We start from the raw sequence: 20,965 nt of genomic DNA on the forward strand, positions 1-20,965 counted from the left end.
GAGCCACGCGGCTCAGGGCATGTCAGGCGGCCTCCGTCGAAGCCGCGGGCATCCCGCCGCGGCTGGCGAGACAAAAGGCGGCGAAGGCGAGAGCTGCTTGCGGATCATTGCCGTTCGAGGGCGGCACGAAGGCGAGCGACACCTGCGCCAGTTTCCGCCCGCCGAGGAGGCAGGCGTCGATCCCATCGACCACCGCTTTGCGATCCTCCTCAGAGAGAGCCGACGGCCAACCGCTGACGACGACGCCGCGGCATGGTTTGACGTTGAGCGTGTTGCCGATCGCAAGGCCCAGCCTGAACAGCCGCTGTCGCAATTCCTGCCGCACACGCGAGGTGAGCGGGATCGCGGTCACCCATTCACTGCCGAGCTGGAGCAATTCCGCTTCGGTGGTGCGCAGAAGCTCGGCCAGCGCCGGCAGAGACGTATAGGCTTCGACGCATCCGTGGTGGCCGCAGCGGCAACGCGGTCCATCGTTGCCGAACACCATGTGGCCAAGCTCGACCGGCTGGAGCGCATCCTCCTCGATCGGATCGCCCATCCACGTCCCCGCGACGCCCTGGCCGACGAAGACGAACAGGTGCGCATCGCTGAACGGGTAGTTTTCCGTGCGGCAACGATGAAAAATGGCGTGCGCGACCACCGAATTGGTGAAGACGACCGGGACGTCCGCAAACAGCTCGCCGAACATGCCGCCGATGCGTTCGACATCGCAGGGAATGATCGGATTGCCGAACTCGCTCAAGCGGCCGAGGCCGGGAATGGTGATGCCGATCTGCGCAAGCGTGATGCGGCGGCGGCGCGCCCAGTCGCGCAATAACGTAATCGCCTCGCGAAAGACGCGGCCGACGCTCTCGACCGTCAGCTTGGCCGGCAGCGGGAGGCGCTCGGTGTAATGCAGCTCGCCCGACAGGCCGCCGACGCCGATGCCGAGCCACTGGCCGGTCAGCTCGAGGGCCGCCAGCGCCACGGAGCCATCGAGCGACACGAGGCCTGTCGGACCGCCGACATAAGGGGCAGGGCGCCGGACTTCCTCGATCAGGCCTTCGGCTTTCAGGTCAAACAGGATGCGCGACAGGCTCGCCTCGGACAGGCGCACGGCTTTGGCCAGCGGCGGCCGGAACGAGCCGCCGGACTGGAGCAAATGAGTCAAAATGGCAGCACGTGTCTGCCGCCGACTTCTCGGCTGCTCCGGCATTTCCATCCCTGTCGTCATTCTTACTTAGTGTAAGAATTTGCGCGCGGAGCGTTTCGACTGTCAAGCGATTGCGGACATGATGAGTCGACTTGTTGTTGTGCGTGGCAGCAAGATGAGGCGAAGAACTGATCAGGCTTTCGGTGCGGTGCCTTCGGCCCACTCCGGTAATTCGGCCTTCGGGTCGTACCAGTTGGCAGAATCCGATCGCCAGATGTGCATCTCAGGCCGCTCTGCGATCGGTGTGTCGAGGCAGCCCATCCGCAGCAGGACCGTGTTCTTGCCCTCGCGCGAGGCGACGATGTGCGATCCGCAGTGCGAGCAGAAATAGCGGGTTTTGCCGGGCGAGGATTTGAAGCCGCGCAGCAAGTCTTCGCCCTTGGTCCAGCGGAAGCGGTCGCGTGGCACGTTCGTGACGGTGGAGAAGGCCGATCCGTGCGTCTTCCGGCAGGTCTGGCAATGGCAGTGCATGATGGTGCCCAGGGTCGCATCGACCTCGTAGGCAACGCCTCCGCAGAGGCAGCTTCCGGTCAGCATCGGGTTCTCCGTATCGGTAGGGTGGGCAAAGCGCAGCGTGCCCACCGTTTCTGGCTCGGTCTCGGAGAGGTGGTGGGCACGCTTCGCTTTGCCCACCCTACGGCGTCCTCCAAAACAAAAACGGCGCCATCGCAGGATGGCGCCGTTTCCAAAAGCCGCAATGGCCGATCTTACTTGCGATCCTTGATCGCGACGTAGTCGCGGCGGGTGACGCCGGTGTAGAGCTGGCGCGGACGGCCGATCTTCTGCTGCGGGTCCTCGATCATCTCGCTCCACTGGCTGATCCAGCCGACGGTGCGGGCGACCGCGAACAGCACGGTGAACATCGAGACCGGGAAGCCCATCGCCTTCAGCGTGATGCCCGAATAGAAGTCGACGTTCGGGTAGAGCTTGCGGTCGATGAAGTACTGGTCGCTGAGCGCGATCTTCTCGAGCTCGAGCGCCACCTTCAGCATCGGATCGTCGCCATGGCCGGTCTCCTTGAGAACGGCATGACACATCTTCTGCATGATCTTGGCGCGCGGATCGTAGTTCTTGTAGACGCGGTGGCCGAAGCCCATCAGGCGGACTTCGCTGTTCTTGTCCTTCACCTTGGCGATGAATTCCGGAATCTTGTCGACCGAGCCGATCTCGGCGAGCATCGCGAGCGCGGCTTCGTTGGCGCCGCCATGCGCCGGGCCCCAGAGGCAGGCGATGCCGGCGGCGATGCAGGCGAAGGGGTTGGCGCCGGATGAGCCGGCGATGCGCACCGTCGAGGTCGAGGCGTTCTGCTCGTGGTCGGCGTGCAGGATGAAGATCTTGTCCAGCGCGTCAGCGAGCACCGGATTGATCTTGTACTCCTCGCATGGCACGGCGAAGCACATGTGCAGGAAGTTCTCGGCGAACTTCAGCGAGTTCTTCGGATACACGAAGGGCTGGCCGATCGTGTACTTGTAGGCCATCGCCGCCAGCGTCGGGATCTTCGCGATCATGCGCATGGAAGCGATCATGCGCTGCTTCGGATCGTTGATGTCGGTGGAGTCGTGGTAGAACGCGGCGAGCGCGCCGACGGAAGCCACCATCACGGCCATCGGATGGGCGTCGCGGCGGAAGCCCTGGAAGAAGCGGGCCATCTGCTCGTGCACCATCGTGTGATGGATCACGCGGTCGTCGAAATCCTTCTTCTGCGCGGCGGTCGGCAGGTTCCCGTAGAGCAGGAGGTAGCAGGTCTCGAGGAAGTCGCCGTTCTCGGCGAGCTGCTCGATCGGATAGCCGCGGTATTCCAGCACGCCCGCGTCACCGTCGATATAGGTGATCTTGGACTCGCAGCTTGCGGTCGAGGTGAAGCCGGGATCGTAGGTGAACAGCCCGGACTGGGCGTAGAGCTTGCCGATATCGACGACATCAGGCCCGACGCTGCCGCTGTGGATCGGGAGATCGTAGTTCTTGTTTCCGACCGTCAGCGTGGCGGTCTTATTGCTTGCTTTTGCGTCCATCAGAGGTCCCCGATGTGTGGTGAAACGGGCCGGACCCGGAAGGCCCCAATGACTTGGTGGGGCAGGCCGGATATTCCAGAAGGTACGGGTGAGATGGGTATATTATTGCTGTGTGCGCTGCAAGATCGCCGCACGCATGGTCGACTTACGTCGTAGCCTGGTCCTTGGCCTAGTCCTTGGCCTGGTCCTTAAGCCGGCCCAGGCTTTCCGGGCGTCCCAGCACGTCCAAAACCTCAAATATACCAGGCGATGTCGACCGTCCCGTCAGCGCCGCTCGCAGCGGCTGGGCGACGGCGCCGAGCTTGAGACTATTTTCCTCGGCAAAGGCGCGCAGCGCGGCCTCCGCATTCGCCGCACTCCATGTCTCGACTTTCTCCAGCGCGGAATGAAGCTGGCCGATCAGCTTGCGGTTCTCGGGCGTCAACAGCGCTGCCGCCTTGGGATCGAGCTCCAGCGGCCGGTCGGCGAAGATGAAATAGGCGCTGTCGATCAGCTCGATCAGCGTCTTGGCGCGCTCCTTCAGGGCCGGCATGGCCTTGAGAAGCTGCGCCCGCGTCGTGTCGTTTAACTTGGCCTTAAGCTCGTTGCGGCTGGGCACGACGTGGTCGAGCACGTCCTCGAACATCTTCACGAGTGATTGATCGTCGGCGTGGCGGATGTAGTGGCCGTTGAGGTTTTCGAGCTTGGCGAAATCGAAGCGGGCGGCGGCGCGGCCGACGCTGGCGAGGTCGAACGCGGCGATCATCTCCTCGGTTGAAAAGATCTCCTGATCGCCATGGCTCCAGCCGAGCCGGACAAGATAGTTGCGGAGCGCGGCCGGGAGGTACCCCATGGCGCGGTAGGCATCGACGCCGAGCGCGCCGTGGCGCTTCGACAGTTTCGAGCCGTCCGGGCCGTGGATCAGGGGGATGTGGGACATGCTCGGCAGCGCCCAGCCCATGGCGTCGTAGATCTGCTTCTGGCGGGCGGCGTTGATCAGATGGTCGTCGCCGCGGATGACATGGGTGACGCCCATGTCGTGGTCATCCACGACCACTGCGAGCATGTAGGTCGGGTTGCCATCGCCGCGCAGCAGGACGAGGTCGTCGAGGTTCTCGTTCTGCCAGACCACACGGCCCTGGACCTGGTCCTCGATCACGGTCTCGCCGGTCTGCGGCGCGCGCAGGCGGATGGTGGGCTTGACGTCGGAAGGCGCTGTTGCCGGGTCACGGTCGCGCCATAGGCCGTCATAGAGGCGGGTGCGGCCCTCGCTGCGCGCCTTCTCGCGCATGGCGGTGAGCTCCTCTGCGGTCGCGTAGCAGCGATAGGCCTTGCCGTCGGCGAGCAGCTGCTCGGCGACCTCGCGGTGGCGGGCGGCACGGCTGAACTGGTAGATGACGTCGCCATCCCAGCCGAGCTCCAGCCATTTGAGGCCGTCGAGGATGGCGCCGATCGCAGCCTCGGTGGAGCGCTCCCGGTCGGTGTCCTCGATCCGGAGCAGCATCTTGCCGCCGTGCTTCTTCGCATAGAGCCAGTTGAACAGCGCCGTGCGGGCGCCCCCGATATGGAGGAAGCCGGTCGGCGAGGGAGCAAAGCGGGTGACGACGGAATCGGTCATTCTTGGCAGGGCCTATGCATTGGAGGCGGTGGTATATAACAGGACCGGAGCATAACTAAAGCCCGGCAGTGGACCGCTAAGCTCTTGGCTCAGCCAAGCGAATTTGGCAGAAGGGCCGCTGATTTCCCTACAGGATTTTCGTAATGACAGAACCGGTGGCGAACGAGGTTGGGCGCGATTTCATTCGTGACATCATCCAGGCCGACCTCGATCAGGGCAAATACCAGGAGATCGTGACCCGGTTCCCGCCGGAGCCGAACGGCTACCTGCATATCGGCCACGCCAAGTCGATCGCGCTCAATTTCGGCATCGCCCAGGAGTTTCCGGGCCGCTGCCATCTGCGCTTCGACGACACCAACCCGGTCAAGGAAGAGCAGGAATACATCGATTCCATCCAGGCCGACGTGCGCTGGCTCGGCTTCGATTGGGGCAAGAACCTGTTCTTCGCCTCGGATTATTTCGACCGCCTGTACGAATGGGCGGAGAAGCTGATCCGCGACGGGCTCGCCTATGTCGACGACCAGACCCAGGAGGAGATTCGCCTCGCGCGCGGCACGCTGACCGAGCCCGGCAAGAACTCGCCGTTCCGCGACCGCAGCGTGGACGAGAATCTCGACCTGTTCCGCCGCATGAAGGCGGGTGAATTCCCGAACGGCGCGCGCGTGCTGCGGGCCAAGATCGACATGTCCGCGGGCAACATCAACCTGCGCGACCCCGTGCTGTACCGCATCCTGCATGCGCACCATCCGCGCACCGGCACCAAGTGGTCGATTTATCCGAGCTACGATTATGCGCACGGCCAGTCGGACGCGATCGAGGGCATCACGCACTCGATCTGCACGCTGGAGTTCGAGGACCATCGGCCGCTCTACGACTGGTTCATCGAAAAGCTGCCGGTGCCGTCCAAGCCGCACCAGTACGAAATGGCGCGGCTCAACCTGACCTACACGCTGCTGTCCAAGCGCGTGCTGACCCAGCTCGTCCGCGACGGTCATGTCGCCGGATGGGACGATCCGCGCATGCCGACTGTAGCGGGGATGCGCCGCCGCGGCGTGCCGCCCGCAGCCTTGCGCGAATTCGTCAAGCGCATCGGCGTTGCCAAGGCCAACAGCGTCGTCGACGTCGGCATGCTGGAATTCTGCATCCGCGAGGAGCTGAACCGCACGTCGCAGCGGCGCATGGGCGTGCTGCGGCCGCTCAAGGTGGTGATCGAGAACTATCCGGAAGGGCAGACCGAAGAGCTCGAGGCGATCAACCATCCCGACGATCCCTCGGCTGGCACGCGCAAGATCACGTTCGGCCGCGAGCTCTATATCGAGCAGGACGACTTCATGGAGAATCCGCCCAAGAAGTTCTTCCGCCTGTCGCCGGGCAACGAGGTGCGGCTTCGCTACGCCTATTTCGTCAAGTGCACCGGCGTGATCAAGAACGACGCGGGCGAAGTGGTGGAGCTGCGCTGCACCTACGATCCCGCGACCAAGGGCGGCAACGCGCCCGACGGCCGCAAGGTCAAGGCGACCATGCACTGGCTGCCGGCGGCGACGTCGGTGCCGGCGGAGATCCGCATCTACAACCAGTTGTTCTCCAATCCGAGCCCGGACGCCTCGAACTTCGCGGCCGATCTCAATCCGCAGTCGCTGGAGATCCTCTCCAACGCGCGGATCGAGGCATCGGTTGCGGAGAGCAATTCGACCGAGCCGATGCAGTTCGAGCGTCAGGGCTATTTCGTGCGCGACAAGGACTCGAGGCCGGGCAAGCCGGTGTTTTCGCGCACCATCGGCCTGCGCGACACGTTCGCGAAGGAAGTGGCCAAGGGCTGAGGGGATTGGGCCTATGAGCAGTGAAGCCGACGCGATCGTTTCCGCCATCATCGCGAAATGGTGCGCCGGCTTCGCGACACTCGATGCGGCTGCGCTGTCGTCGCTCTATGCGAAGAACGCGTTCTTCTTCGGCTCGAATCCAAGACTCTATCGGGGCAGGGACGGCGTCGCCGATTACTTCAGCGACCTGCCGCGCTGGCGCCAGCCGAGCGCCGTGTTTTCCGAGGTGCGCGCCACGCAAGCCAGCCCGGACCTGATCAACATGGCCGCGATCGTGTCGTTTGACCTCGCCGGCGAGAGGGAGGAGTTCTCGGTCAAGATGAGCTGGGTCATCCTCTGCGAGGACGGCGACTGGAAGATCGTCAATCACCACGCCTCGTCGCGCGCGCCGTTGATCTAGCAGTCGCGCTACTCCGCCTCTTTCTCTTTCGTCATTCCGGGCTCGCGCCAAGTGGCGCGCCCCGGAATGGCGATAGCAACGAACTCTGCTCCCGCGCGTTGGGGTGGGTCCAACAAGGAACCCACCATGCAGAACATCGCAGAGCATATGGAAGTCATCGGCGCCGATGGCGTCCACATCGGCACGGTCGACAAGGTCGAGGGCCATCGCATCAAGCTGACCAAGAAGGACAGCGGCGAGGGCAGCCACAAGGGCCACCATCACTTCATCGACAAGGGCCTCGTTGCCGGTGTCGAGGGCAACAAGGTTCGGCTCTCGGCCAAGGCGGACGTCGCCGTGACGATGGAAGAGGAAAAGTAGGGGGCCGTTCGCTCCGTTCCTGATCCGTACCGCTATTCGCGCAGCCGCACGTTCCGGTAGCCTCCTGGCCTGTCGCGTATCGTAAGGTGCAGGGAATGGCGGAGCCGGGCCGGCCAGTTCGGTCCCAGGGGATCGCGGGGACTTGGATTGCGGGGACTTGGCCCGTCGGCCGAGCTGCATCCGCGGGCGGCCTCGCGCCGGCTGGGTTCGACCTCTGGACGTCGCTGGCCGGGACCCTGAGCGAATGGGCGCGCGCCGAGGCCGGCGCCGGGCGGTTGTTGCCATGGGTGCCGGTCGCGTTCGGCGGCGGCATCGCTCTCTACTTTGCCGCCGATCATGAACCGGTGCTGTGGGTCGTTGCCGCGACGGCCATCGCGCTCATGCTTGGCGCCGTGCTGTTGCGGCGGAGCCGGTTGTTTGCGCCGGCGATCATGATCGCGGCGGTCGCGGCCGGCTTTGCCACGGCGACCTGGAAGACGGCGCGGATCGCGCACACGGTGCTGGCAAAGCCGCTTTATTCCGTCTCGCTGTCGGGCTTCGTCGAGACCCGCGACATCCGCGAGCGCACCGACCGCTTCGTGCTGCGCGTCACCGCGATGGAGGCGCAGCGCAGCGACGTCAAGCTCGAGCGCGTGCGCCTCTCCGTGCGCAAGGGGACTGCGCCCGAGGTCGGCAGCTTCGTGCAGTTGAAGGCGCGGCTGTTGCCGCCGTTGTCGCCGGTGCGCCCCGGCAGCTATGACTTTTCGCGCGACATGTTCTTCCAGGGCATCGGCGCCTCCGGCTTCGTGATGGGCACGATTGCGGCATCGGTGCCGCCGGATGCCGGCGGCTTGCGGCTGCGTTATGCCGCCTTCATGCAGGGTCTGCGCGATGCGATCGACGCGCGCATCCGCGCCACGCTCGAGGGCGACAACCGGGCGATTGCGACCGCGCTGCTCACGGGCCGGCGCGACGCGATTACCACGCCCGTCAACGACGCCATGTTCATCTCGGGGCTCGGACATGTGCTCTCGATTTCCGGCTATCACATGGCGGTCGTCGCCGGCGTGGTCTTCTTCGCGGTGCGCGCGCTGCTGGCGTTGATTCCTGGAATGGCGGCCGGCTTTGCCATCAAGAAATGGTCGGCGGCCGCCGCGCTGGTCGCAGCCGCGTTCTATCTGCTGCTGTCGGGTGCGGAGGTCGCCACACAACGCTCGTTCTTCATGACGGCGGTGGTGTTGATCGCGGTCATGGTCGATCGCCGTGCCATCACCTTCCGCACGCTGGCTGTGGCCGCGCTGATCGTGCTCGCGGTCGCGCCGGAGGCGCTGGTGCATCCGAGTTTTCAAATGTCCTTCGCCGCGACGCTCGGACTGGTGGCACTGGTGCAGATCGGCATGCCGAACCTGTTTGCGTCGCCAGATCATTCCGCGACCGCGCGGGTTGCAATGTGGGGCGGGCGCGAGATCGCGATGCTGTTCCTGGCCTCGCTGATCGCGGGGCTCGCGACCACGCCCTATGCCGCCTTCCATTTTCACCGCGTGACGCCGTTCGGCGTGCTCGCCAACCTCGGGGCGATGCCGGTGGTCTCGGCCCTGGTGATGCCCGCGGGCCTGTTGGGCTTGATTGCAGCGCCGTTCGGACTCGATGGTCCGTTCTGGTGGCTGATGGGGATCGGCATCGACTGGATGGTTGCGGTCTCCCGCTGGGTGGCCGCTTTGCCGGGCGCGGTCGGCCGCATCTCGGCTTTCGGCATCGCACCGCTGATCGCGGCAAGCTTGGGGATCATCGTGATGGGCCTGTTGCGCACGCCGTTGCGCTGGGCCGGCGCGGTGGCGCTGTTGGCCGCGATCCTCTGGGGACTGTGTGCGCGGCAGCCCGATGTCCTGATCGCCGGTGACGGCCAGAGCGTCGCGGTGCGGGGCAGGGATGGGCACCTGCATCTCATCAGGTCGAGCAAGGACAGTTTTCTTCTGAAGGAATGGCTCGCCGCCGACGCCGATCCGCGCGACGCCGGCAGTGCCTCACTGGCCGCCGGCGTGTCGTGCGACGAGGCCGGCTGCGTGACGCCGCTCGCCGACGGGCGCCTGGTCGCGCTAGCCTTGCGCATCGATTCACTGGCTGACGATTGCAGCCGGGCCGCGCTGGTGGTGACGGCGCGGCCGGCGCCGCCGGATTGCGCGGCGATGGTTGTCGACCGTCAGCGTCTCGCAAGACAGGGCGCGCTGGCGCTGACCCAAAGCGGCGACGGCTTCGCGGTTCAGGCGGCGAAGGCAAGGGGGGCAGACCGTCCGTGGTCGCCGGCGGCCGCCGGCGAGGCGGATTTCGGCGCGAGCCTTGCGCCGCAGGCGGCGGCTCCCCGCAACCGCGACGCGACGCCATCGGAAGCCGACCTGCAGGCCGAGGATTGAGCGGACGGGTTACAGATACCAGGCCAGCACGGCGTCGAGCCTGGCGTTGCCGATAACCGGCAGGACGACCATCTGGCTCAGTCCAGAGGCGCTGGCCTGCAAGGCCGCGACCGAGCCGTCACGCGCGAGATCGTCGTTGAGTGCGGGCATGCCGGTGGCCCAGGCCCCGCCGATGCTGCCTTCGCCTTTGGCGATGGATTTCGTCGCATAGAGCGTGGCGAGGTCGGTCTGCGCGCTGCAATCGCCGGCGCGGAAGACCAGCGCCGAACGGGCCTCGTCCGGGACCCAGATCTCGAAGCGTCGCGCAATCGGGGTCGCCTGCGCGGAGAGAAATGTCAGCACCCAGGTCTGATCGGTGCCGGTCCGGTAGGGAACGCCGACGCCGAGATTGATTCCGACCTTGGCGGCGTCCTCCCAGCGCAGAAAACTCCTGGCATCGTGCAGGTCCTTGATGATCAGCGGCAGGCCGGCTTTCCAGATGCGGCCGGGCAGGCCGAAGCCGCGCGGAAATCTGGTATGGCGGGAGTTGAATTCGAACATGTCGGCGGTGCCGTAATAGCCGTCGACGAGCGCCATCTCGTGGGAGGTTTCGGCATCGTTGTGCCAAAGCTCGATCGCGCCGACATGGGCCTCGTCGTCGCCGCAGAACAGCACCATGACGGCCTGCAGGAACTCGCCTGAAAACACCGGCACCGCCACGCCGCAGGTCAGCCCGGCGGCGATGGCCTGATCGGTCCGCTTGAAGTAGGAATCGGTGAATCTGGTGAGGATCACGGGGTGGCCGCTGGCCCAGGCCTTGCCGGGAAGCCCCTCGTCATATCCGAAATGCAGATCCTCGCTCACGTCCCTGAACGCGGACAACCCTTCCCCGTAGAGGCCGCCGCCGAATTCCAGCCGCATCCGCGTGCGGTCAGGCACCCAGAGTTCAACGACGCGAATGAAGGTCTTCATCGAACGTGCCCGCCGCCTCAAGCCGCACCAAGCATCGGCCATTTGGCTGCGGAACGGACGTTCAAAATTCAGGCAGGACAGCGCAAACTTCGTGCGGTGGGAGACGCCACGGCTTGGTCCGCCCGATGGAGTTTCGCGGGACACAAACGACACCATCTCGCCGGCCTCGGCCGGCGATGGCGATTTCAATCCTGGCCCGACCTGCCGGCCGGGAATGGCTGCATCAGCCGATCGGCAGGCGGGTGATGGTTGTCCGGCTGTCGGTGATGGTCTGCGGCTTGTGCTCGCGCTCGCCGAGCGGCTGGGTCACCGGTAGCTGCAGCACGGTCGCGCGCTGGCCTTCGACCAGCTGCGTCACCAGCACGGATTTGCCGTCGGGGAATTCGATCGCATCATGATGGCGATCGGGAATGTGCGGATCGATCTTGCCGAACTTGCCGACGCGCGAATTGACGGTGCGCGTCCAGATCCAGCGATTGTCGTAGCGGACGTTGTCGGCGAAGGCGAGCTCCGTCCCCGGGAGCAGGCAGACCGCGACGGTCGGATCGGCCGCGGAGGCAAAGCCGCGCGTCGAGGTGCCGCGGAAGGTTGTCGTGACGATCGTCTCGCCGACTTCGGCGGGACGCGACGCGACGGCATGCAGGCTGTAGTCACACATCGGGTGCTCCTCATGCAGGGATAGCGACCCACGTCTCTTAATCGAGGCGCAGGCCTCTATCAGAGTGGAAATACCAAACGTTCTGCCGGGTTGTAGGCAAATCTACGGCTCGCCGCCGCAGGCCGCAATCACATTAACTTTCCCGAATCCACCAGGAACAAAGCCCGCCCCTTTGCATTCTGCAGGCGCGTGTCAGCGCCCCGGAGGCGCCGACCAGCCGGAATATTGCCAGCCCGGCCGCGACGGTTGGTCGACGGCGTCGAGGGCCTTGCGGACTTGCTCGCTCATGGCGGTATCCTTGCGGACATGGGGCCGCGATTGCGCGGCCAAGGCTTGCACGGCCAAGGCTTGCACGGCCAAGGCTTGCACGGCCAAGGCTTGCGACGCTGATGCTGCGATCAGCGCCACAGCAACTGTGCTCAGAACGATCCGGCGCATGACTTCTCCTCGAACCTGAAGGCCGCGAAGCAGGGCTGCTTCGCGCGGCGTGCCGAGGATTTACCGCTGGAGGAGGGGCCGGATAATCTGCGCGAAACCAGAAAGACTATCCAGCGGAAGCGGACAATCGTCCGCTCCAATCTCGGATCGGCGATGCCGATCGAAAGCGCGCGGGGCGCCCAATAACCGATACCGGCACGTCCGGTATCAATACTTCCGGTACAGCCCGATCAGCTTGCCCTGGATCTTCACCCGGTTGGGCGGGAGGATGCGGACCTCATAGGCGGCGTTGGCGGGCTCGAGCGCGATCGAGGCGCCGCGGCGGCGGAAGCGCTTCAGCGTCGCCTCCTCGTCGTCGATCAGCGCCACCACGATATCGCCGGTATCGGCGCTCTCGTTGCGCTGGATCAGCGCCATGTCGCCGTCGAGAATGCCGGCCTCGACCATGGAATCGCCGCGCACTTCGAGCGCGTAATGTTCGCCCGAGCCGAGCATGTCAGGCGGTACGCTGATGGTGTGGCTGCGGGTCTGCAAGGCCTCGATCGGCGTGCCGGCCGCAATGCGGCCCATCACGGGCACCGCGACGGGGCGCTCGCCCTCGTCCGCTGGCGGGCTGGAAGTCGTGCGGACCTTGCCGAGATTGCCTTCGATGACGCTCGGCGTGAAGCCGCGGCGGCTGCCGGCGGCGGCCTGAAGCTCGGGCAGCTTGATCACCTCGATGGCGCGGGCGCGGTTGGGCAAGCGCCGGATGAAGCCGCGCTCCTCGAGCGCGGTGATCAGGCGATGGATGCCCGATTTCGAGCGCAGGTCGAGCGCGTCCTTCATCTCGTCGAAGGAGGGCGGCACGCCGCTTTCCTTCAGCCGTTCGCTGATGAACCGCAGGAGCTCGTATTGTTTGCGCGTTAACATCTCGACCAAAATCCCCCGGTTGATGTCGTTCGATTCCGAGACGCTGAATTCAGCAGTAAGCCGCTACATTCTCGAAACAAATCATGAACGGACACTATATGTTCGATACATGTTCCGCAACTGCTTAATTTACCGTGAACGCGACAAAGTTCGCGGAACGCACGCGAACGAAGCGATCAGACGGGCAGTCGCAAGACCTCGCAAGGCGCGCCGGCTTCGGCCTTCGGCGCGAATGGCGCGCGCACGAGAAGTGCCTGTGCCGCAGCGAGATTCGCAAGCAGCGAGGAATCCTGGTGATTGACGGGGAGGGCGAGGAGCGTGCCGTCATCGCGCAGCTCGAGGCGTGCGCGCAGATAATCCTCGCGCTGGTCATTGGCGCCGACATCGCGGCCCAGCACCGCAGGTTCGCGGCGGTGATGAATCATCGAACGGCCCGAAAGCGCGCGAATCAACGGCACCATGAACAGGAAGCCGCAAACGTAGGATGACACGGGATTGCCGGGCAGGCCGATCACGCGCATCGCGCCGAGCCGCCCATTCATCATCGGCTTGCCCGGTCGCATCGCGATCTTCCAGAACGCCATCGAGATACCTTCGTCCCTCAGCGCCTGCTGGACCAGATCGTGGTCGCCGACAGAGGCGCCGCCGGTCGTGATCAGGATGTCGGCGCCGCTTTCCCGCGCGCGGCCGATGCCGGCCGTGGTGGCCTCCAGCGTATCGGCGGCAACGCCGAGGTCGATCGTATCGGCGCCCTCGCTGCGGGCGAGCGCGTGCAGGGCGTAGCCGTTGGAATAGACAATCTGGCCGTGGCCCGGCGTCGTACCCGGCATCACCAGCTCGTCGCCGGTGGCGAGGATCGCGACCTTCGGGCGTCGCCGGACTGGCAGTTGCGGGTAATTCATGCCGGCGGCGAGCGCGAGGTCGCGCTCGGTGAGCCGGGCCCCTTTGCGCAGCAGCACGTCGCCTTCCGAGAAGTCGACGCCGGCGGGGCGGATGTGCCGCCCCGTTACGGCGGCTTCCTTGATGGTGATGCGCTTGCCGTCCGCGATCGTGTCCTCCTGGATCACGACCGCATCAGCGCCATCGGGAACGACACCGCCGGTGAAGATACGCACGGCCTCGCCGGCGCCGACCGATCCCGCAAACGGGCGGCCCGCCGCGACCTCGCCGATCAGGGTGAGCTGGGAGTCGATCTTCGCCGCATCGACCGCGCGCACCGCATAGCCGTCCATTGCCGACATCGCCTGCGGCGGCTGCGTGCGCCGCGCCGCGACATCGCGCGCGAGCACGCGGTGGAAGGCTGCGTCGAGCGCGATCATCTCTTCAGGCAACGGCTCTGCGCCCGCCAGCACCGCGGCGAGCGCGTCGGAAACCGGCATCAGGGCCACGGGTGAAAACTCCTGCTGGGCCCGTTCGGGCAAATCGGCGGCGAGAGTTCTAGCCGAGTGCAGGCGCAGAGGCAAAACAGTGGCCGCGCAGGATGATTTATCCTGCGTCATCCGCTCTGCGATGAAGGGTGAGCATCAAGTCCGCCGCGGCATGATCCAGAAGGCGAGACAGACCGGTACGAGGATGGCCATGGCGAGGACGAGAAAGACGAGAGCCACGGCCAGCATCGGTCAGCCCCCCGGCTGCTTGTACGGACTGACGTCCGGCGCTGCGGGGCCCTGATCCTTGTCAGGCAGCGGGTCGGCCTGGGATTTCAGGTCGGCGGCCTTGCTGATCAGTTTTGCGGAAAGGTCAGAATCCGAGGTGGTTCTGGCGAATTTCATCAGCAGAGAGGCCTGCTTGGTAAGGTAGGTTTTGCCTAACACGACGATAAGCCCGATGTAGAATTCCCAACGGACTCATGAGTCCTGAGAGGGGCAATCGTTCCGGGAACTCTGTATAAAAATGCACAAAGGGACTTGGTTCCTCGCCCCCGGGCAAAATAGTTCCATTCGCGGCCCGTCGGCTTGCCGGTCAGAGATCAGATTCCGAGCGCCTTGAGGGCGTTCCCGACGTCGCGGGGCGAGGTCACGTGGACCGTGGTCAGGCCGCGCGACCGCGCTCCTTCGATGTTCTCGGCAAGATCGTCGAAGAACACGATACGGTTCGCCGGCACGCCGATCGCGGCCACGACATGGTCGAAGGCCTCCACATCGGGTTTGCGCAGGCCGATGCTCGACGACAGATACAGCTCGCGGAAATGGCCGAGCAGGCCAGCATATTCCTTCGAGAAGTGGTCCACATGCGGCCGGTTGGTGTTGGAGAAGGCGTAGAGCGGCAACTGCTTCGCCGCGCGCGGCAGCAGCTCGGCGATGTCGGGCATCTCGCCGGCGAAGATTGCGTTCCAGCCCTCCAAAAACTGCGCGTCCGAAATGCCGATCCCGAGCGCGACACGCAGCGAGTCAAAATAGGCCTCGTCGCTGATCTTGCCGACCTCGTGCAGCCGGTAGGCTTCGCTGTCCCGCACATAGCGCGCGACGATGGCTTCCGGCTTGCAGCCGGCATGTCCCGCCCAGCAGGCGATCGCCTTGGAGAAATCGATGTCGAGCACGACGCGCCCGAGATCGAACAGGAGCGCGTCCGCGCTGCCGGGAGAGAGCGAGCTCATTGCATCCTTTCACTCAATATCGATAGGGGTCGTGGTCGAACAGCGGGAACGCGCTGAACACGCTCGGCGCATTCGTTGCGGTCGCCTGGTGCAGGCAGGACTTGTCGACCTCGGCGAATGAGGTGGCGCCCAAGAGGCCGAGGCAGCGCAGCACCTCGTCCTCGAGCAGCTCCAGCATTCGCCTCACGCCGGCTTCGCCGGCTGCCGCCAATGCCCAGCATTGCAGCCGGCCGATGCCGACCATGTCCGCGCCCGCCGCGATCGCCTTGACGATGTCGCTGCCGCGGCAGAAGCCGCCGTCGACCATGATCTTGGCGCGTCCCTTCACGGCCTCGACGATCTCGGGCAGCACATGCATGGCACCGCGGCCGTGATCGAGCTGGCGGCCGCCATGGTTGGAGACGTAGATCCACTCGACGCCGTGATCGACCGCGATCCGGGCGTCCTCGGCGGTGGCGATGCCCTTCAGGATGAGCGGGATTTTGAACTTGTCCTTGATCATCTTCACGGTCCGCCACTCCAGGCCCTTCTGGTAATCGCCGCCGGTGGCGCGCAGGCGGCTCTCGCGAACATAGCGCTTGGCAATGTCACGTTCGCGACGGCTGTAATGGGCGGTGTCGACGGTCAGGCAGAAGGCGGCGTAGGCGTTCTTCTCGCTCCGGCTGACGACATCGGCGACGAAGTCGTCGTCGCCGCGCACATAGAGTTGATAGAGCCGCAGCGCATCAGGGGCGGCCTCGGCGGTCTTCTCCAGGCCGGGCTCGGACACCGAGCTCAGCATGTGCGCCGCGCCGAAGGTGCCGCAGGCGCGGGCGACGCTCGCCGCGCCATCCGGATCGAAGATCTCCAGTGCGCCGACAGGGGCCAGCACCACCGGCAGCCGCATCCTTCGTCCGAACAGCTCGACCGAGCCGTCGACCTCGCGGACGTCGCGCAGCACGCGCGGCCGGAAGGCGATCTCGTCCAGCGCCATGCGGTTGCGGCGCATCGTGGTCTCGGTCTCGGCGGCGCCGACGATATAGTCCCAGGCGTTCTGGTTGAGGTTGGCGCGCGCCTTGCGGATGAATTCGTGCAGGTTCTGGAATGGCTCGGCGCTGGCGCCGAGTTCGACGTTCCTTTCCGGCCGGATGCGGGGCGCGTCGTTCATTGTTGTCCTCCCGAGAATTTGAAGCCTTATTGTCATCGCCTATCGTGTCCGGCCCTCCAAAACCATCCTAAAATCGCATAGCTGAGAGGCGTGGGCCGGCCGGCCGATTCCCGCCTTGCGCGAAACGGTCTCGGAACGTTGCCAAAAGTTTAGGCCCGGGCGAAGGGATTTTTACGATGTACCCGCCGGCGTGGCGTCCCGGCCTTGAAGAAACCAGAATGGTATTGTGAACAGCGGGCTGGATCGCCATTTGCATGGCGCCTCACAAGCCCAAAGCAAAGCTCCAGCAAGAAGGCCAGCCTATCCATGCGGAAAAACCTGCTGTTCCCCCTGGGCGCACTCACGGGAGCGTGTCTAACCCTTCTGGTCGCCAGCCCGCACGGTGGAGTATGGGCGGCACGGGCGGCAGCGAGCGCGGATGATGCCTATTCCCGTCTCAATCTGTTCGGCGAAGTGTTCGAACGGGTGAAGGCGAGCTATGTCGAGAAGCCCGACAATTCCAAGCTGATCGAAGGTGCGATCACCGGCATGGTGACCTCGCTCGATCCGCATTCACGCTACATGAACGACAAGGCCTGGACCGAGATGCAGGAGACCACCTCCGGCGAGTTCGGCGGGCTCGGCATCGAGGTCACGATGGAGGACGGCCTGGTCAAGGTCGTCTCGCCGATCGACGACACGCCGGCGTCCAAGGCCGGGATCATGTCCGGCGACCTCATCAGCAAGATCGACGGCGATGCCGTGCAGGGCATGACGCTCGAGCAGGCCGTCAACAAGATGAAGGGGCCGGTCGATACCCAGACCAAGCTCACCATCGTGCGCAAGGGCGCCGACGCCCCGCTCGACGTCGCGATCAAGCGCGAGATCATCCATGTGCGTCCGGTGCGCTTCCACGTCGAGAACGGCGACATCGGTTATATCCGCGTCACCTCGTTCAACGAGCAGACCACCGACGGCCTGAAGAAGGCGATCGCGTCGATCTCCAAGGAGGTCCCGCCGGAGAAGCTGGTCGGCTACGTGATGGACCTGCGTAACAATCCGGGCGGCTTGCTCGACCAGGCCGTCTCGGTGTCGAGCGCCTTCCTTCAGCGCGGCGAGGTCGTCTCGACCCGCGGCCGCAATCCCGAAGAGACCCAGCGCTTCACCGCGCATGGCGGCGACCTCACCAAGGGCAAGCCGCTGGTGATTCTGGTCAATGGCGGCTCGGCTTCGGCCTCGGAGATCGTCGCCGGCGCGCTGCATGACCACAAGCGTGCCACGATCATCGGCACGCGCTCGTTCGGCAAGGGCTCGGTGCAGACCATCATTCCGCTCGGCGCCGGCAATGGCGCGCTGGCGCTGACCACGGCGCGGTACTACACGCCGTCGGGCCGCTCGATCCAGGCCCAGGGCATCGCGCCCGACATCGAGATCCTCCAGGATGTTCCGCCCGAGCTGAAGGGCCGCATGGACACCATGGCGGAGTCCCAGATGCGCGGCCATCTGCAGGCCGCCGACGGCACCGAGCAGACCGGATCGCAGTCCTACGTCCCGCCGGAAGAGAAGGACGACAAGGCCCTGCATGCGGCCTACGACTTCCTGCACGGCGTGACCGCGAATGCGGTCGCCGCCAAGCCTGCGCCGAAGGCGGCGGTACCGAACTAAGCCTTACGACGTCCAGATATCGCCCGGGAGCGGATGACCGCTCCCGGGCGAATTCGTGCGGTGACGCTTCCAATTGTTGGGAAGACCGCCCTAGCTGGCCTCGCGGTGCCGGCTTTCCTCGCCGCCGCGCTGGGCGAGGCGGCTGCGGTGCAGCGCGAACAGCTCCAGCACCTTGTCGGCCGGTTTTGCGGCACTGAACAGGTAGCCCTGCATCTCCGAGCAGCCGAGCGCACGGAGCAGGCGCTGCTGCTCCTCGGTCTCGACACCCTCGGCCGTGGTGGTCATGCGGCGGGCGGCAGCCAGGTTAACGACGGCCTGCACGATGCTGGCGGAGCCGTCGGGACCGGCGATGTCGCTGACGAAGCAGCGGTCGATCTTGATCTTGTCGAACGGGAAGCGGTGCAGATAGCTCAGCGAGGAGTAGCCGGTGCCGAAATCGTCGAGTGCGATGCGCACGCCGATGGCGCGGAGCTGATGCAGGATCGCAAGCGCGGTGTCGTCGTCGCGGATCAGCACGGCCTCGGTGATCTCGAGCTCGAGCCGGCTCGCCGGCAAATTGGAGGCGGCAAGGGCCGCCATGATCTTCAGCGCCAGCGTGCCGCTCTTGAACTGCACCGGCGAGACGTTGACGGCGAGGCGGATGTCGTCGGGCCAGTTGGCGGCATCGCGGCAGGCCGTGGCCAGCACCCATTCGCCGATCTCGTTGATCAGGCCGGTGTCTTCGGCGATCGGAATGAACTCGACGGGCGAGACCATGCCGCGCTCGGGATGGCGCCAGCGCACCAGCGCCTCGCAGCCGGTGATGCGGTCGTCCTTCAGGGCAAGGCAGGGCTGGTAGTAGACCTCGAGCCCGCCTTCGAGCCCACCTTGGGCGATGGCGTGGCGCAGATCGATCTCGAGCTGCCTCCGCTCGCGGACCTTGGCGTCCATCTCCGGCTCGAAGAAGCGATAGGTGCGGCGTCCGGCGGCCTTGGCGGCATACATCGCCATGTCCGCATTCTTCAGGATCTGGTCCAGCGCGGTGCCGTGTCGTGGCGCCAGCGCGATGCCGATACTGGCGTCCGTGGTGAGATGATGGCCCATGCAGTCGAACGGCGCGCGGATGGCCTGGAAGACCCGCGCGACGAGTTCGTTGACCTCCTCCAGCGACGTCACCGCGCTCTGTACGATGGCGAATTCGTCGCCGCCGAGCCGCGCCACGAAGTCCGCCGGGCCTGCGCAGCGGCTGAGGCTCGTCGCGATCGATTTCAACAGCTCGTCACCGACGAGATGGCCGAGCGCGTCGTTGACGCCCTTGAACTCGTCGATGTCGATGTAATGCACCGCGATCTCTTCGCCACCGGCGATGGCGGCGAGCTCCGCGCGCAGATGCTCGTGGAACATGGTGCGGTTGGGCAGGTCGGTCAGCGCGTCGTAATGGGCGAGGTGGGTGATGCGCTCCTCGGTCCGCCGGCGCTCGGTGACGTCTTCGTGGGTCGCCACCCAGCCGCCGTCAGCGAGCGGCTCGTTGAGGATGTGGATCGAGCGCCCGTCGGAGGTGTCGACCACCATGGAGTTACGCACATGGATGTCGCGCAGCACACGGACGACATAGTCGCCGATGTCGCCACTGAACGAGCCGGTCGCCTTGCGGTGGGCGATGATGTCGTGGAAGCTGGAGCCGGGCTTCACCACCTCGGCTGACAGGCCGTACATCTCGATGTAGCGCTGGTTGCAGATCACCAGCCGCCGCTCGGCATCGAACAGCAGCAGGCCCTGCGTCATGTTGTTGACGGCGCGGTCGAGGCGCTGCTTCTCCAGCGTCAGCCGCTCGCGAGAGGCGCGGTGCTGCTCCAGCAGCTTGCGCACGATCGCGATCAGCACGCCCGCGATGGCGAGCGCGGAGGCGCCGGCAACCGAGATCAGGATGCCGATCTGCTCGCGCCAGTCCGTCAGCGCCGCCGCGCGCGTTGTGGTGGCCATCATCAGGATCGGGAAGTGGGGCAGGGCACGCGAGGAGATCAGACGGTCTTCTCCGTCGACGGGGCTCATGATGCGGCCGGCGAAGTGATCGAGCCCGAAGATCCTCTGCTGCTCGAACGGGCCGGTCTTGAAATTCCTGCCCATCTGCTCGCTGGAATGGGGATAGCGAGCGAGCAGCGTGCCGTCGCGATGCAGCATCGAGATCGTGGCGCCTTCGCCGAGCACGACGGAGGCGAAGAACTTCTCGAAATTGGCCGGTTCGATGCCGCGTCCGACCACGCCCATGAACTCGCCGTTCGGTCCCACGATCTTGCGCACGATCAGGATGGTCCAGGCGCCGGAGACGCGGCTGTGCACCGGCTCGATCAGCACGTTCGGCGAGTAAGGATCGTATTTGAAAGTACGAAAATAGGCGCGATCGGCGACGTTCACTTTGGGGGCCGGCCACGCCGTCGAGGAGTTGATGAGATTGCCTTCGGCATCGATGATGTTGACGCCGCCCATGTAGGGCAGCGCCTCGATCTTCGAGCGCAGCATCCGGTGGACGTCCTGGCCGGAGAGGCGTTTGCGATAGTCCTCGGCGCTTGCGATGCCGGTCGCGCGGACGTGGTCGACGAAATCCTTCTGGATGACCGCGAAATCCTGCAACTGCTGATCGAAATGATGAGCGAGCAGAAGGACGGTGTTTTCCAGCTCGCGCCCGCTGTTGCGCAGCGCGCGCTCTCGGAAATTCTGCGCCATCAGGACCGAGCCAATGGCGATGGCCGCGATCAGCAACGTGCCGCCCACCACCAGCCAGCGGATCGGTCCGCTGCGCACGAAGACCTGGTCAAAGAGGCGACTGCCGTATTTCGTCATCATGTCGATCGTTGCCGCGCACACGTCAGGA

General features: G+C 65.3%; 18 protein-coding genes. 5 read left to right on the forward strand and 13 right to left on the reverse strand.

Features of this window, described 5'->3' with window-relative positions:
• Window positions 1–22: 22 nt before the first annotated feature.
• The 4 genes from AB7531_RS20640 to gltX form a co-directional block, all read right to left on the reverse strand.
• On the reverse strand, window positions 23–1,201 hold the full coding sequence (locus AB7531_RS20640) for an ROK family transcriptional regulator (protein ID WP_175627358.1): 1,179 nt from the start codon (window positions 1,199–1,201) through the stop codon (window positions 23–25).
• Between the two features lie 123 nt (window positions 1,202–1,324).
• Window positions 1,325–1,825, reverse strand: coding sequence for a GFA family protein (locus tag AB7531_RS20645; protein ID WP_441280047.1), 501 nt, complete (start codon window positions 1,823–1,825; stop codon window positions 1,325–1,327).
• 74 nt (window positions 1,826–1,899) lie between these two features.
• The gene (gene gltA / locus AB7531_RS20650; RefSeq protein WP_071913479.1) at window positions 1,900–3,204 is read right to left on the reverse strand and encodes a citrate synthase; all 1,305 of its coding nucleotides are present in this window, start codon (window positions 3,202–3,204) and stop codon (window positions 1,900–1,902) included.
• Window positions 3,205–3,373: 169 nt separating this feature from the next.
• Complete coding sequence (gltX, locus tag AB7531_RS20655) at window positions 3,374–4,801, reverse strand: glutamate--tRNA ligase (protein ID WP_063983041.1); 1,428 nt, start codon at window positions 4,799–4,801, stop codon at window positions 3,374–3,376.
• A 143-nt stretch (window positions 4,802–4,944) separates the two neighbouring features.
• Here gltX and AB7531_RS20660 point away from each other — a divergent pair, with 143 nt between their 5' ends.
• The 4 genes from AB7531_RS20660 (at window position 4,945) to AB7531_RS20675 (ending at window position 9,771) form a co-directional block, all read left to right on the forward strand.
• Window positions 4,945–6,621, forward strand: coding sequence for a glutamine--tRNA ligase/YqeY domain fusion protein (locus tag AB7531_RS20660; RefSeq protein WP_063983042.1), 1,677 nt, complete (start codon window positions 4,945–4,947; stop codon window positions 6,619–6,621).
• A gap of 13 nt (window positions 6,622–6,634) precedes the next feature.
• Window positions 6,635–7,021 carry a nuclear transport factor 2 family protein gene (locus tag AB7531_RS20665; RefSeq protein WP_063983043.1) on the forward strand — a complete coding sequence of 129 codons (387 nt, stop codon included), beginning with the start codon at window positions 6,635–6,637 and terminating at the stop codon, window positions 7,019–7,021.
• Between the two features lie 126 nt (window positions 7,022–7,147).
• Window positions 7,148–7,381, forward strand: coding sequence for a DUF2171 domain-containing protein (locus tag AB7531_RS20670; RefSeq protein ID WP_028149639.1), 234 nt, complete (start codon window positions 7,148–7,150; stop codon window positions 7,379–7,381).
• A 95-nt stretch (window positions 7,382–7,476) separates the two neighbouring features.
• Window positions 7,477–9,771: a ComEC/Rec2 family competence protein gene (locus AB7531_RS20675; RefSeq protein ID WP_063983044.1), complete on the forward strand. Its 2,295-nt coding sequence runs from the start codon at window positions 7,477–7,479 to the stop codon at window positions 9,769–9,771.
• Window positions 9,772–9,780: 9 nt separating this feature from the next.
• On the opposite strand, the gene AB7531_RS20680 is transcribed toward AB7531_RS20675, so the two are convergent.
• The 8 genes from AB7531_RS20680 to AB7531_RS20715 all read right to left on the reverse strand — a co-directional run bounded on the left by AB7531_RS20680 (window position 9,781) and on the right by AB7531_RS20715 (window position 16,470).
• On the reverse strand, window positions 9,781–10,722 hold the full coding sequence (locus AB7531_RS20680; protein ID WP_063983045.1) for a GAF domain-containing protein: 942 nt from the start codon (window positions 10,720–10,722) through the stop codon (window positions 9,781–9,783).
• 223 nt (window positions 10,723–10,945) lie between these two features.
• Window positions 10,946–11,380, reverse strand: a complete 435-nt coding sequence (locus tag AB7531_RS20685) for a hypothetical protein (protein WP_063983046.1) — start codon at window positions 11,378–11,380, stop codon at window positions 10,946–10,948.
• A gap of 192 nt (window positions 11,381–11,572) precedes the next feature.
• Window positions 11,573–11,818 carry a hypothetical protein gene (locus AB7531_RS20690; RefSeq protein ID WP_063983047.1) on the reverse strand — a complete coding sequence of 82 codons (246 nt, stop codon included), beginning with the start codon at window positions 11,816–11,818 and terminating at the stop codon, window positions 11,573–11,575.
• Between the two features lie 207 nt (window positions 11,819–12,025).
• A complete protein-coding gene (gene lexA / locus AB7531_RS20695) occupies window positions 12,026–12,727 on the reverse strand; it encodes a transcriptional repressor LexA (protein WP_014494969.1) in 702 nt (233 codons plus the stop codon).
• A gap of 176 nt (window positions 12,728–12,903) precedes the next feature.
• Window positions 12,904–14,115 carry a molybdopterin molybdotransferase MoeA gene (locus tag AB7531_RS20700; protein ID WP_063983048.1) on the reverse strand — a complete coding sequence of 404 codons (1,212 nt, stop codon included), beginning with the start codon at window positions 14,113–14,115 and terminating at the stop codon, window positions 12,904–12,906.
• A 231-nt stretch (window positions 14,116–14,346) separates the two neighbouring features.
• Window positions 14,347–14,499, reverse strand: a complete 153-nt coding sequence (locus AB7531_RS20705) for a hypothetical protein (protein WP_207794746.1) — start codon at window positions 14,497–14,499, stop codon at window positions 14,347–14,349.
• A 197-nt stretch (window positions 14,500–14,696) separates the two neighbouring features.
• Window positions 14,697–15,323 carry an HAD family hydrolase gene (locus AB7531_RS20710; protein ID WP_063983050.1) on the reverse strand — a complete coding sequence of 209 codons (627 nt, stop codon included), beginning with the start codon at window positions 15,321–15,323 and terminating at the stop codon, window positions 14,697–14,699.
• A 13-nt stretch (window positions 15,324–15,336) separates the two neighbouring features.
• Entirely contained in the window at window positions 15,337–16,470 is a 1,134-nt protein-coding gene (locus AB7531_RS20715) for an alpha-hydroxy acid oxidase (protein WP_063983051.1), read from the reverse strand.
• A gap of 306 nt (window positions 16,471–16,776) precedes the next feature.
• Between AB7531_RS20715 and AB7531_RS20720 the strand changes: the two genes are divergently transcribed.
• Window positions 16,777–18,114: a S41 family peptidase gene (locus tag AB7531_RS20720; RefSeq protein WP_028149630.1), complete on the forward strand. Its 1,338-nt coding sequence runs from the start codon at window positions 16,777–16,779 to the stop codon at window positions 18,112–18,114.
• 90 nt (window positions 18,115–18,204) lie between these two features.
• Here the strand turns inward: AB7531_RS20720 and AB7531_RS20725 are convergent, their stop codons facing one another.
• Window positions 18,205–20,937 carry a bifunctional diguanylate cyclase/phosphodiesterase gene (locus tag AB7531_RS20725; RefSeq protein WP_063986344.1) on the reverse strand — a complete coding sequence of 911 codons (2,733 nt, stop codon included), beginning with the start codon at window positions 20,935–20,937 and terminating at the stop codon, window positions 18,205–18,207.
• Window positions 20,938–20,965: the final 28 nt, after the last annotated feature.

It is taken from the genome of Bradyrhizobium sp. 63_E2_N1_3 (genome assembly GCF_052076005.1).
GTDB lineage: Bacteria > Pseudomonadota > Alphaproteobacteria > Rhizobiales > Xanthobacteraceae > Bradyrhizobium > Bradyrhizobium barranii.